Below are 13,010 nucleotides of genomic sequence, written 5' to 3'. Positions count from 1 at the left end.
TATCGAATGAGAGAAAAGAAACGGGCCGGCATCCAACCGGCGCGTGTCGATAGTTTCCAAGAGTAATGTGTAAAAAAGGGATTTTTAATCCGTTATTAAGAGGGAATTTTAAACCGCTGTTGACACTGATGAATGTCAAAGAATAAAAAAACAAAAATATTCATTTTTATATCCTCGAATTTGTACTGGGTATGATAAAAATAAATGATCTCTGTTTTTTAAGACGGCTTTAAGATGACTTCGGTATTGTTCCCGAGTCATCTTTTTAGGTTTCATTGTCAGCTTTTTTATCATCAGACAGTTTTAATCGAGGCCGAACCTTATTCATTGACCGGAATATTCTCCGAAGTATGGAAAGAAAATCCGGTCGATAGGTCTACTAAACTATGACAATTAAATCTAAATATTTGAACGTTCGTTTTGGAATCATTCATTCATTCGAATACATCCTATTTTAAGAGACGAAATTTCGATAGTGTTCAAAAAAAAAACGAATGAGGGGGTTTCTAAATATACCCTCATTCGATATTCAGTTTCCTTGCACGTAGAAAAGTATTTATTGGTATCAGACGGTATGAAGTATAGAATTTTTACTCATATGTCGAACCTCAGTGTGGATTTGGTGCAAGGATGACTTATTTCTTTAGTTGTGTTTTTTTGATTCTAACTCTATTGTAGAATGTTTAATATCTAGTTTTGAAGTCACTTCTTTGACTTTTTGTTTAACAATAGTTGAATCCTTTAGATTCATCTCTTCTACTATTAAGTGTAAATTCATGGCGTTATCTTCGCCATCAATTGACCAGACATATAGGTTTTGAACAGAAATCACTTCTTCAATACCTTCAATCTTTTGCTTCACCTCATCGATGTCAATACCATCAGGGACAGCACCTAAAAGTATTTTCATTGTTTTAACTAAATTACGAAACACATTCACTAATATAAACAACGCAATAGCAATTGATAGGATGGGGTCAAGTATATGTATATCCTTGAAGAGTAAAACTATCCCTACTACAAGAACGGCAATCCAACCTAAAACATCTTCTAAAAGGTGCCAAGATAGTACTCCCTCATTTACTGATTTTCCTTTGTGTAGACGGAATGCCGCAAAACCATTTAAAAGCACACCAAAAATTGCAAACCAAATCATTCCTTGTGCATTAGAATGCTCCGGTTCAAACAGTAGAGGAATTGCTTGAGTAAAAATATATACAGATCCAATTATTAATATTGTCGCATTTATTAATGCTCCTAAAAGGGAAAAACGATTATATCCAAAAGTGAAGTTATGATCGGGTTTTTTGTTCGAAAATTTTTGTAAGAACCAGGACAGGCCCAATGCAAGAGCATCACCTAAATCGTGAATGGCGTCCGACATGATTGCAACACTATTAATCAAAAATCCCCCGATAAATTCACCAATCGAGAAAACAAGATTAATTATAAATGCTAGTTTGATATTTTTTGATGCCTTATCAGTACTCGCCATTGTTCGATCTCTCCTCACTTGGTAGTCCATCCTTAAAAAGGTTAGTTGTTAGAATAATACTGGTCTCTAGCGTTCTGCAATATAATAAATTTCTTTGCCTATTGATTGTAAACAACGCATACTTGAGAACTTAAGCGCAGTTCTTAATATTTTAATAAACAATCGAAGGACGTAATTTTTGAAAGCGAAATTAAATACATGTATCTAATTTGTTAGAACCATTTAGGCACTAATTTTATATATAAGACTTCTCCGAACAATTCGGTAACGGTCTGTAAAATGATCACTACAGCTACTTGTGTTGATAGGGGCTCTGGTAATATAGATGCTAATGGAAGAACTACAAGTGAATTCCTTGTTCCCATACTAAATGTAATTGCTCTTCTTGAAGCAATATCTAGTTTGAACAACTTACCAAGGGACTTTGACACCCATGGTATGATAAGTAGAAATAAAATATAAACTGGTATTACATCTATTAATGTCCCGAGGTCACTATACACTTCCCTAATTTGAGAGGCAACTACCACAAAAAGTACAAAAGACATAAATGGAACGGGAATCCATGGCGGCATTTTCATGATACGATTACCTAAAGAACTCTTTTTAGAACACAATTGTGTCATTATCGCTAATAGAAGCGGTATAAAAATCAAAAATAGAAATGCATCTAGAAATGGACCCATCCTAACGATACTAATAGCCTTTTCTCCTAATAATACGAATAAATATATGGGTAAGAGTATCGTCTGTAAAATTAAAAGAATCGGTGTTACTTTTAACAATATTGATTCGTTTCCCTTTCCCATCTTTGTAAAAACAATCACATAGTCGATGCACGGTGTTAACAACACCAAATACACCCCCAGCATTAGTGATGAATCTTGAAGAAATATGATAACCAAAACCTAAACTATTAAAGGAACGGCAACAAAATTTCCTAATAAAAGAGCTACCACAAACCTCATGTTTGTAGCAGATCCATTCGATTTCAGAAACGGAATTTGAACGAACATCCCATACATCAAAACTCCTAAAAGGGGAGAAATAAAAATATCGAGATATACAGCTTCTGTATTCAATAGACCAAAGATTACTGCCAACATCAAAAAAATGATGTATATACTGACTTGGTGGGCTTCCACCTTCTCTAGCACTTGAATTCCGAATTTGCTTTCCTTCTCTATCAAAATCACCCCCAAAATTTTCAGGAAATTTCAGAATGAAATAGATAACTCCACGATTTTAATTGCCAGGGCAAGAGGTTTTATATTTTTTCTTCTAGTATTTTTATTTATCCAACAGTAAAAATACCGACTGAAAGTAAATATAATTAAGGCTCATTATTTACACTTCCGAATATAGTTAGTATCTTGAATATATATCAGTCAAAAAATAAAGTGATAACCATTAAAAAAATAATTATTTTAGCCTAAAGCCACATCTAAAATCATCATGATTGTAAAGCCAAACATTAAACAAACAGAAGCCAAGTCCTTGTTTCCATTTTCTTGAGATCCTGGGACTACCTCCTCCACTACAACAAAAATCATTGCTCCTGCAGCAAAGCTTAGCGCAAACGGAAGTAAAGGCTCCATTATGAGTACTGCTACTACTCCTACCAACGCCGCGAACGGTTCAACCATACCAGATAACTGGCCATAGAAAAAACTTTTACGACGAGATAATCCATCTCGTCTCAATGGCATTGACACAGCAGCACCCTCAGGGAAATTTTGTATGCCGATTCCGATTGCCAGCGCGATAGCTCCCGTGATTGATGATGAAGGGAATCCTGCTGCAACTGCTCCAAATGCAACGCCTATGGCAAGTCCCTCTGGAATATTATGCAAAGTTATTGCTAACACCAGTAACGTGCTCCGCTTTCTCTTCTTAGGGTTTATACCCTCAGCCTCATCCATCGGTGAAGTGGGATGCAGATGTGGAATCACTTTATCAACACCTGATAAAAAGAATCCTCCAAGTAAGAAACCGATTGCAGCTGGTAACCACGCCGGAAGAGAATCTTGTTCCGCCATCTCAATTGCAGGTGAGAGTAATGACCAAAAACTAGCGGCAATCATTACTCCTCCAGCAAAACCGAGCATCCCATCCATTAGCTTTTGATTCATTGATTTTGTCATAAACACTAACGCGGCACCAAGCGCCGTCATCCCCCAAGTGAATAAAGTACCCAGCAATGCTTGAGTAAGGGGTTCTAACGAAGAAATATATTCAATCATCTATCAAAACTCCGTTGCCAAAAATCGAGTTTCTATACATGCTCAAAATTAAGTAACTATTATCCAAAATCAGCATTGCTGTCTCCTCCTCTTGATTGTCAATCCTACTCAACAGGTGATTTTTTTAATGTTGATGTACTACTTCCCCTACCTTCAGTTTGCAAAGCAATTCATCGCTGTGAGGATGAGAAAGAGTTTCGAATTGAATCGTAGAGTGTTGAACGTTCAGATGTGCTAAATCGTGTTCAATTTCTTGAAGTAGATTCTCACTGTCATAGATTTGTAAATTACCATCAACGACAACATGACATGAGAGTGCATTCATTCCACTTGTGATACTCCAAAGATGAAAGTCGTGTATACTCCGTACCCCCTCCTTGTTGTGAATGACTTGAAGAACCTTTTCGACATCAACGTTTTGTGGTGCACCTTCCATTAATACGTTCAATCCGGATTTCGTCACGAAATAACCACTTCGTAAAACAAGTCCCGCTACAATGATTCCTGCGAGCGGATCTGCCCAGTTCCATCCAAATGCCATGATAAGAAGCGCTGCCAGTATTGCACCGACTGAACCCAACGTATCGCTTACAACATGTAGATAAGCACCTCGCATATTCAAATTATGTTCTACGTCTGCACCTCTTAACATAATCCATCCAACAAGAAGGTTTATAGCAAGGCCAATACTGCTAACAATTAACATTCCTACGGATGCGACCTCAGGTGGTTGAATAAATCGATTGATGGCCTCATAAAAGATATATATGGAAATCAGTATGAGTGTGACCCCGTTTAAAACAGCTGCTAGAATCTCGAAGCGTCTATATCCGAACGTTTTACGATTGTTCGCTATTTGTTCACCTAATTTAAAGGCAAGTAATGCAATAGCGAGCGAAGCCGCATCACTAAGCATGTGACCTGCGTCCGCTAAAAGTGCTAAGCTATTTGTAAGGTACCCTCCAATCGCCTCTACAACCATGTATGCCGAAATAATAAAGAATGAAATGATCAAAATCTTTTTGTTAGAGGTATGAGAATGATCATGTGCATGATTATGTGCCATAAGATTAACTCTCCTTACTATATTTAGTGGTGTTTCGCATGCTCAATCGCCTGTCTTAGTAAGTTCATGACATGGTGATCATCTTCTGAATAAAATAGAGTAGTTCCTTCTCTTCTAAACTTGACAAGTCGAAGATTTTTTAAAAAACGTAGCTGATGAGACACGTTTGATTGACTTAAGTTAAGAAGATCAGCTATTCCGTTGACCGAATGTTCCTTTGTGCATAGCAGGGTTAATATTTTAATTCTTGTCGGGTCACTAAGTGCCTTGAACGTCTGAGATACAATAAATAGAGTCTCATCGTCAATCTGCGCCCCTATTTCTATTTCATTTTCTGTAGTATCTTCAATCGGTTCATCCATAAGTCAGTACCTCCGCTCATGATAACTATACATGTTCATATGTTCATATATAACTTATTAGACTTTTGCTGTGCCGTCAACACTTAATTTAAAAAACATTTATTCTATCAGCTCTACATACTTGAAGATTTGAGATACTTTCTCTGGTTTTGCGATTATTTCTTATTTTTAGCCATACAAAAACTACCTATTAGAGAGCTAGTTAGATCTCATACTCGATAGGTAGTCACGCTTTTTCAAAAAATCAATATAGTACACTAACGTTTTAAGAAAACGTCAATTGAATTATTTACTGGGTATTGTCTAATCTATTTTCCAACTTCAAAAAGCTTTTCATGTTTTTCTAAATCAAAGCTGTTTTTTAGTAAGCATACCAATTTGATACAATTAGTTCTTCATTTTTCAAATCCAAATCAAAAACTACTGTTTGGTACTGATTCGTCCAAGAATGACTGTAATCAGAAAAAAGGCGGTCAACGCTAAAAACGGAATTGTGATAAAACCCATCCAGTCAATGTACTGTGCATTACAGGAAACTCCTTGTTCACATGGTCTGACTTCCGAAAAGCCGGGCACCTTTTGTACAAGATAGTGGTAAAAAGAGATACAGAATCCGATTATTGATAAAGGGAGAACATAAAATTTGATTGAGCTATCTTCTCTGAAAACTGCAATTGCAAGAATCAAAGCTATTGGGTACATAAAGATACGTTGAATCCAACAGAGTTCACAAGGTATAAAACCACGAATTTCGCTAAAATATAGACTTCCAAGTACTGCAGTAATTGAAACAACCCAGGCGAGGTACAGTCCATATCGGTTTATTACTGAAGCGCTCATTGGGTTAGCTCCTTTTCAATTTGTTTTTTTATAGAGGTATAGTCGAATGGATTTTCAAGGATGACCCCATTAACTGCAATCGTCGGGGTCAGTGTAACATTGTATTTTTCTACGAGCGCCGCATCCATTTTAACTGATTCTAATCTAGAAGAACGACTTGATAGGTCTTCTCTAAATTTATTTAAATCTAGAGAAGGGACAGTCTTCGTCGCAATCTCTTCCATTTTCTCCACCGTAACCCATGGATTATCGTGTATTTGCACGTCAGGTTGAGCTTCATAAATAGCTTTGTGAAATTGCCAAAATGATTCTGGGTGATTTTTGTAAACAGATTCTGATGCAAGGGCAGCTAAAGTGGACTCATCTCCGTGAAACAAAACATTAATGTAACTAAAGGAAGCTTTCCCACTTTCAATGTAATCTTTTACAAGTTGAGGATAGATTGTTTCACCCCACTCTTTACACGAAGGGCATTTATAGTCTCCGAATTCTACAATTGATATCGGCGCTTCCTTTTTACCTATTGTAGGTTGATTATTAACTGATATCTTTTCATCTTGAACAATTTTAGTCTTTGATTTTTCGGAACTTTGATCATTTAAAAATAAAAAAGCTAAGACTGCAATTACTAATACGGATGTAAAAATAGTCAATAGTTGATTAGTTTTCAAAACAATTCACCTCTTTTATAAATTCGTTATTTCTTTTATCAGAATTATAGCTAAAAATACTAGAGTATCCTTAGTTTTTCAACATTGAATCCATGGACTTCTAAAAACGAAATCTATGAGTCAAACAAGTTACATTCTAACACATTCATGCAACTAAACTTTTATGCAGATGAAAGGAGGGCCAATTTATTTCTTAAAATACGTCTATTCCCCTTAATAATAGTGCATTTTAAAACAGGGCAAGAAAACTTTTAACTGTAGATAGACGAAAGCCAATAATCGTTGCATAGAATGACTAATATTTAAAGGATAAGTACCATACAGATAGTAAAAAACCATTCATGGGTCTTTACAACCAAAAAAACTACATATGAGGAGTCTATTATGAAGTCTAAACATAAATTTCGAATAAGCTTAGTAATTTCCTTGGCTTTATTAACTTCTTTTTTCTATCCCTTTAAGCTTTTAACTAGTGTTAACGTCCTAAACGTCGTACATGCAGAGGAATCTCTATTCATAACAACTGAAAATTTGAATTTGCGTTCCTCGTTCTCTTCAAAAAGCAAAGTCCTTTTGACGATTCCAAAAGGAAAAACCATTAAGAAGATAGGTGTATATGGAGAAGATAAATCCTGGTTTAAAGTTTCATTTAATTCAAAAATCGGTTATGTCTCAACGAAGTACGTGACGCCAAAACCTATACCTAAAAATTCAGTCAGTTCAATAAACACAATATATAAAACTAAAACTTCACTAAATCTGCGTAAGGGCCCATCTGTCAAATCACCCGTTTTAATGACTATCCCAAAGTCCAGCCCACTAATGTACCATGCTGCCTCAGGCCCTTGGTATAAAGTATCATACAATGGGACTCAAGGCTATGTGGCAAGTCAGTATGTAACCATATCGCCCTCGGCTATGAAGTCACGAAGTAAGCAAACGACCGAGATTCGCTCAAGCATGTCTTTAGTGAACTCAAAGGTCCTTATTACGATTCCAGCATCTACTGAAGTGACTGTACTAGGAAAATCGGGCACAACGGGTTCTTGGTTAAAAGTTATGTATAACGGTATTACAGGATTCACACCTGCTCGACATTATATAGTGCAAGTGGCACCGGGGGATTCTTTATCCACTTATCCAACATATATTACTATCGAAAATCTTAATTTACGTAACCAAGCGAGTCGTTACGGATCTATTTTGACAACAATTCCCTCAGGCACTTCGATTTCTGTCATATCGAAAAGCGCCAGTTGGTACAAGGTGCGATATAACAATCAAGTCGGTTACGTATCATCTGGTTTTGTGCAACCATTTACCGGAAAAACTCCTATAAAATCACCGGTGATTCCAGCTAACAAACACGTGATTTTAATTGACGCTGGACACGGTGGGGGAGATGCTGGTGCAGTGACTTCAAACGGTACAGTTCAAGAAAAAGTACTCACCCTAAACATTGCTAATCGTGTGGCCGACGAACTAAAGAAAAACTATGAGCTTTATGAAGTGAAACTAACGCGCTCAAATGATAGATACTTGTCACTTGTTGAGCGGACCAATCTATCAGAAAGGCTTGATGCTGACGCTTTCATAAGCGTCCACATTAATTCTTCACCTTCTTTCGCTACAGGTCATGAAGCACTCGTCCCTACTTCTAGCGCGTACACCACAAATCCATATGCGAACGCTAGCCGCAGATTAGGTGAAGTAATTAATCAAGAAATCGCCATGAACGTTCCAGATTTTAAAAATCGAGGCGTTAAGCGACAAGATGTCTATGTGGTAGGAAGAAACACGGTACCTTCTACTCTCATCGAATATGGCTTTATTGCTAACTCAGTAGATCGCTCCTATATGTCGGGAAGTAACATGATCAAAGCAACCGCCAAAGGAATTGATAAATTTATGAAGAGTTACTACTAAATAAACACCAAACAAATACTAACAAACGATTTGACCACTGAATTTGAGACAAAATGTCCTAAATTCAGTGGTCATCATTCATTTCCTCATCAAAATGGCATTATAAGTATTTCTCTTGATATACTCGAATGACAATAAACTCAAAAGAACAACTGACATAGAAATGAAAAGAAATAGAAATATAGATGGTGAAGTAATATTGATACAATGATTCCGGTTCGAGTTTTAATCATGATACGAATACTTTTATCCAGCAACGCATTTTTTATAATAGAGATAAGTTACGGAGGCAACAACATTGTTTACCATGAAAAAAATTATAGCTTCAACTTTACTTGGTGTTATGTTAGTTCAAAGCGCATCCCCTTCTTACGCTTTAAACTTGACTGAAAAACAAAAAAATATCCAGCAGAAGCAAGCGCAAAATTCTACAGAGCAACGTAAAGCTAATACGTCAATTCAGCAGCGTGAACAAGATATCACACTCGAAGAACAGAAACTGAATGACTTGGAATCCGAGTTACAGGATATTATCAATGAGGTCACCCAGAAGAAGGCTGAAATTCGGACAACCCAAAAGAAAATTGCTCAGATTCAAACTCAAATTAAAGAATTCCAGAAAAAAATGAGCTCTCAAAAGACATTGATGGAAGAACGCATGGTCACGATGCAAAAAAACGGTGGTTCTTCTATAAACTGGGCTGAATTTATTTTTGGTTCAAAAGACTTTGGTGATCTGGTTTCACGCATGATCACCGCAGGGACGATTCAAGAAAATGATCAAGAACTTTTCAAAGAATATCAATCAACAAAAAATAAGCTTCAAATTGCTAAAGCTGAATTGGACACTGAAAAAGATAAGCTTATTAGTCAAAAAGAAGAGCTAGAGAATAGTCAGAAAAAATTGAACGGCAAAATTAAAGTGCGGGCTGCTCAAATAAAAAAATTAGAGGCCGAAAAAATCCAGTTCACATCTAAATTGGTAAGCTTGCAACAAATGGAATCGACGCTTCAAGAACAAGAAAAATCAATTCAAGCAGAGATTGAAGCCCAAAGGCTTGAAGAACAAGCTAAAATTCGTACCAAAGAGGCTGCGCGTAAAGCTGCAGAAGCAAAAAGTGCCGAAAAAAATGAAATCAGCGAGAATAAAGCCTCTCTCGAAAAATCACCAAACTCTGAGAAAGTGGTAAACACTTCAAAGACTACGGATTCACTCGCTTCTCCAACAAGTGGCGGAGTTTTTCAACGTCCAACCTCAGGTATCGTAACCCAAGGATGGGGTCCAGCAGGCGGGGCCAATGGCTACAGCTTCCATAATGCACTAGATACAGCTGGACCAGTAGGAACTCCTATTATGGCTGCTCAAACAGGAACTGTAACTCGAGCAGGCTGGGGTGGACCTTATGGAAATCATGTCATCATTACGCATGTCATAGGCGGTCAAGTTTGGACTACCCTTTATGCTCACATGAGCTCATTGTCCGTTTCCGCCGGACAACGTGTGACCCGAGGACAGAACATCGGTGCGATGGGGAGTACCGGAAATTCGACCGGTTCTCATTTACACTTTGAAGTCCATCGAGGAAACTATTCGTACTCAGCTACAAGTGCAGGGAATACAGTCAACCCATCCCAATTTTTCTGAATTTCAGAGGCGAAATTGTTTAACACTATATAATTACTTCAGTAAATCACTTAATATTTAGACCACAGAATATTAGATGCCCCGTAAAAGTTGGACCTGATAATCTAATTTTTATGGGGCGATTTTTATGTCCGAAAGCTTTTAAAGTCTCGGTGACCAAACGCTAACTGACTCGCAAGAAAAACTTCAGAAAGTTAGGATGAGCTTTCGTTCGTGCCCCCACCCCCCTACGAGTGCCTGGGGAATACAATCTCAGGTGCGACATACACATTCACTATGTAGATATTAAAAACGATATGGATGGGTAGACAATCTTTAATCGATTCAATCTTGAAGTACAGACTCTTCTCTCCTTTGATGACCTTCAACTGGCAATATACGTCGAGACGAACCTTAGGTTACTAAGGCCGTGTCTAACGGTCGATGATAAATTTACGGATATGAAGGTCCAAATTCAAACCTAGGTTGTCGAAGTCACCAGATGATCTATTTCATGATCCAACTTTTTGGATTAAGTTCAATTAATATCTTTTGAACTTAATATATAAAATTGAACTTAATATATAAAATGTACATTTCTTTATTTTTTATATAGAAAAGTAAACCAATCGAGCATACGACGCTCTATAAAGTCTTGAACCTTAAAAGTGACATGGGGTCTATGCTCGATAGCTAATAAGATTGCATGATCAGGTCACTTTTAATGTAATAATCAATACATCACATTTTCGTGTATGTTAATATTAAATCGTTTAAAGGAGAGAAAAAAGATGGCAAGGTTTTTTTCACTGTTGATTGTTTTGTTAGTATTATCTGGTTGTGGAAGTACAGTAAGCAATAATGGACCTGAAGTGATTCCAGAATTAATTGATGTACAATTTAAAACAGATCCTGAAATAGTAAAAGCAAACGAAGTTATTGAACTTATAGCAACTGTTTCTCAAGGAAACGAGAAAGTAGACGATGCGGATAAAGTTGAATTCGAGATATGGAAAGAAGGCCAAGAGGAAAGCCAACACGAAAAAATTGAAGCCAATTATCAACAAGACGGACTGTATGTAATTTCTTATATTTTTGAAGAGCCCGGTAAATACTTTATATATTCACATACGACAGCAAGAAGCTATCATTCTATGCCCAAAAACGAAATATTAGTAAAATAATAAATTTTAATTATTACAATTAATAATATAGACGAGCTAATCCATGATGAAAAAACTCGTTTTTATTGAATCGCGCGACAACATCAACCTTGTGATATATGCTCGAAAAATACCAATTTTATGATATATCCTTTCCGCTCCAATGTCTGATACGTCCATTCCGTCGCTCCACCTTGGAAACTACCATCAGTTGTATGCTTATATGTAGGAATATAAACGCGAGTCAAATAGAGTCACATTGCTCAAACGCATCCTCAAAAACTCGAAGGATGCGTTTTTTGTCCTGCTGAGTATTGCGGATACAGAGAGCCACTAGTGCGGACGACTGAGCGAGTCAATATGAAGAAAAAGGCCATCGACTCATCGATGGCCAAGATCTTAGCTTATCCCTAGCCCGTGGTGTTCCCTCATTGAGGTTTCGCCATCGACCAGGATTTTATAGGAGTCGTGTACGATCCTGTCGAGAATTGCGTCCGCGATTTGGGCCTGTCCTAGATTCGAATGCCACTCCGCGTGGCGTTAGACGCGCCCACGCTCTTGCTTTTGACGTTGCCCTTACGCTCCGTGCCTCCCGTTAGAAAGGGCCAGGAACATAGAGATGCGGCGGTGAGCCAGCAGCTCTTGTTATCGGGCCGTCAGGGGGGCAGCGGTGCGATGAGCGACTTCGCCATAAGGCGTTAGACGCTCACGCATGAGCCCGGATTACCATTCCTTCTCCCATGCCCCGTCTTCAGACACGCCCCAATCCTCGAAGCGATACTTGATGAGCCACTGGACATGCATCACCTCATATTCGAATACACCCTTGGAGAGCTCTGAGACCACAAAACTGACGTCTCCCTTCCCCACCACCCATGTCCCATATAGATATACGATCTTAATCGGACGCTCTTCTGCATCCAGATAGATCACCACCCGGAAGTAAGGCGAGTTCCGTCCGTCATCAAACCGGACGACCTTCTCGACGCAATGTTCCTTGTCGACAACACGCATCCACTCGGGATGTTCCATCAGTTCCGAGAACACGGTCCGGACGAACGGATCCAATCCATCGAACGCATAGTCATCAAGTATCCGCTCGTCCATCACGTCTCCCCCCTTCTGGTCCTCTCTAAAACGATTCCCCGTCCAGAGCCAGTTCAGTCCTTGTTCATGAACCTACAGAAATGAAGACTTTAAAAAATGTATACATGTATACGCGTATACAAATCTACATGTATACATGTATACAAATATTTTTGTTCTTATGTACGACGATTCCGTCGAATCATATTGGTATTGAAAAAGACGGTGAGGTGGGTCAAGCGTTCTCCTTCCTTCACATCACAAAGAAGATCCATGCTCACAAGTTTTAAGTCGTCAAAATCTTCTTGGAGCCGGTCCGGAAGGCGTCGAAGCAATACCTCCGTCATCTCGTCCATCGTCTGTTGATCTAGTTGGTAGCTGTCCATCTGAATCATCCTCTCCTGTTGATGTGTAATGCAAAATAGGAGTGCAGAAGTGTGCAACGGAAACGTACACAACTCTGCACTCCTATTTTTGAAAAGAAAAAGGACTTGCCAGCAATCATAATCTCACCCTAACGTTTAAGTTGCGACA

Annotated in this window: 11 protein-coding genes and 2 pseudogenes; 3 read left to right on the top strand and 10 right to left on the bottom strand. The window is 38.1% G+C overall.

From position 1 onward, the window contains the following. Window positions 1-643: 643 nt before the first annotated feature. The 7 genes and pseudogenes from KNP80_RS15535 to KNP80_RS15505 all read right to left on the bottom strand — a co-directional run bounded on the left by KNP80_RS15535 (window position 644) and on the right by KNP80_RS15505 (window position 6,677). Window positions 644-1,495 carry a cation diffusion facilitator family transporter gene (locus tag KNP80_RS15535; protein WP_029336174.1) on the bottom strand — a complete coding sequence of 284 codons (852 nt, stop codon included), beginning with the start codon at window positions 1,493-1,495 and terminating at the stop codon, window positions 644-646. Window positions 1,496-1,707: 212 nt separating this feature from the next. Continuing rightward, window positions 1,708-2,601: pseudogene (locus KNP80_RS15530) on the bottom strand (arsenic resistance protein). Window positions 2,602-2,922: 321 nt separating this feature from the next. Beyond that, window positions 2,923-3,738, bottom strand: coding sequence for a ZIP family metal transporter (locus tag KNP80_RS15525; protein ID WP_029336175.1), 816 nt, complete (start codon window positions 3,736-3,738; stop codon window positions 2,923-2,925). Between the two features lie 124 nt (window positions 3,739-3,862). Beyond that, on the bottom strand, window positions 3,863-4,804 hold the full coding sequence (locus tag KNP80_RS15520; protein WP_029336176.1) for a cation diffusion facilitator family transporter: 942 nt from the start codon (window positions 4,802-4,804) through the stop codon (window positions 3,863-3,865). Window positions 4,805-4,827: 23 nt separating this feature from the next. Continuing rightward, complete coding sequence (locus tag KNP80_RS15515) at window positions 4,828-5,166, bottom strand: ArsR/SmtB family transcription factor (protein WP_029336177.1); 339 nt, start codon at window positions 5,164-5,166, stop codon at window positions 4,828-4,830. A gap of 420 nt (window positions 5,167-5,586) precedes the next feature. Further along, window positions 5,587-6,006: a disulfide oxidoreductase gene (locus KNP80_RS15510; protein ID WP_029336179.1), complete on the bottom strand. Its 420-nt coding sequence runs from the start codon at window positions 6,004-6,006 to the stop codon at window positions 5,587-5,589. Next, complete coding sequence (locus tag KNP80_RS15505; RefSeq protein ID WP_029595508.1) at window positions 6,003-6,677, bottom strand: thioredoxin domain-containing protein; 675 nt, start codon at window positions 6,675-6,677, stop codon at window positions 6,003-6,005. The genes KNP80_RS15510 and KNP80_RS15505 overlap by 4 nt, the downstream gene beginning before the upstream one ends. 384 nt (window positions 6,678-7,061) lie before the next feature. On the opposite strand from KNP80_RS15505, the gene KNP80_RS15500 reads away from it, so the two are divergent. From KNP80_RS15500 to KNP80_RS15490, 3 genes are all read left to right on the top strand, one after another. Then, a complete protein-coding gene (locus KNP80_RS15500; RefSeq protein WP_081828362.1) occupies window positions 7,062-8,603 on the top strand; it encodes an N-acetylmuramoyl-L-alanine amidase in 1,542 nt (513 codons plus the stop codon). Window positions 8,604-8,910: 307 nt separating this feature from the next. Continuing rightward, window positions 8,911-10,248 (top strand): murein hydrolase activator EnvC family protein, encoded by a 1,338-nt coding sequence (locus tag KNP80_RS15495; protein WP_029336183.1) that lies wholly within the window; start codon window positions 8,911-8,913, stop codon window positions 10,246-10,248. Between the two features lie 770 nt (window positions 10,249-11,018). Continuing rightward, entirely contained in the window at window positions 11,019-11,411 is a 393-nt protein-coding gene (locus KNP80_RS15490) for a FixH family protein (RefSeq protein WP_029336184.1), read from the top strand. A gap of 378 nt (window positions 11,412-11,789) precedes the next feature. Here the strand turns inward: KNP80_RS15490 and KNP80_RS15485 are convergent. The 3 genes and pseudogenes from KNP80_RS15485 to KNP80_RS15475 form a co-directional block, all read right to left on the bottom strand. Further along, window positions 11,790-11,918 (bottom strand): annotated as a pseudogene (locus KNP80_RS15485) (ATP-binding protein); the annotation flags it as partial. Between the two features lie 195 nt (window positions 11,919-12,113). After that, window positions 12,114-12,497: a hypothetical protein gene (locus KNP80_RS15480; protein ID WP_214719580.1), complete on the bottom strand. Its 384-nt coding sequence runs from the start codon at window positions 12,495-12,497 to the stop codon at window positions 12,114-12,116. A gap of 158 nt (window positions 12,498-12,655) precedes the next feature. Continuing rightward, entirely contained in the window at window positions 12,656-12,862 is a 207-nt protein-coding gene (locus KNP80_RS15475) for a hypothetical protein (RefSeq protein WP_029596469.1), read from the bottom strand. Window positions 12,863-13,010 lie beyond the last annotated feature (148 nt).

Source organism: Exiguobacterium sp. E4787, assembly GCF_018618375.1.
Lineage (GTDB): Bacteria > Bacillota > Bacilli > Exiguobacteriales > Exiguobacteriaceae > Exiguobacterium > Exiguobacterium chiriqhucha.
Note: the sequence above shows the minus strand (reverse complement) of the source record. Positions and strands in the feature narration are given on the sequence as shown.

Coding starts and splice junctions, on each gene's coding strand:
- KNP80_RS15495 (WP_029336183.1), top strand. CDS start 8,911: ATGAAAAAAATTATAGCTTCAACTTTACTTGGTGTTATGTTAGTTCAA.
- KNP80_RS15535 (WP_029336174.1), bottom strand. CDS start 1,495: ATGGCGAGTACTGATAAGGCATCAAAAAATATCAAACTAGCATTTATA.
- KNP80_RS15510 (WP_029336179.1), bottom strand. CDS start 6,006: ATGAGCGCTTCAGTAATAAACCGATATGGACTGTACCTCGCCTGGGTT.
- KNP80_RS15520 (WP_029336176.1), bottom strand. CDS start 4,804: ATGGCACATAATCATGCACATGATCATTCTCATACCTCTAACAAAAAG.
- KNP80_RS15500 (WP_081828362.1), top strand. CDS start 7,062: ATGAAGTCTAAACATAAATTTCGAATAAGCTTAGTAATTTCCTTGGCT.
- KNP80_RS15515 (WP_029336177.1), bottom strand. CDS start 5,166: ATGGATGAACCGATTGAAGATACTACAGAAAATGAAATAGAAATAGGG.
- KNP80_RS15490 (WP_029336184.1), top strand. CDS start 11,019: ATGGCAAGGTTTTTTTCACTGTTGATTGTTTTGTTAGTATTATCTGGT.
- KNP80_RS15525 (WP_029336175.1), bottom strand. CDS start 3,738: ATGATTGAATATATTTCTTCGTTAGAACCCCTTACTCAAGCATTGCTG.
- KNP80_RS15480 (WP_214719580.1), bottom strand. CDS start 12,497: ATGGACGAGCGGATACTTGATGACTATGCGTTCGATGGATTGGATCCG.
- KNP80_RS15475 (WP_029596469.1), bottom strand. CDS start 12,862: ATGGACAGCTACCAACTAGATCAACAGACGATGGACGAGATGACGGAG.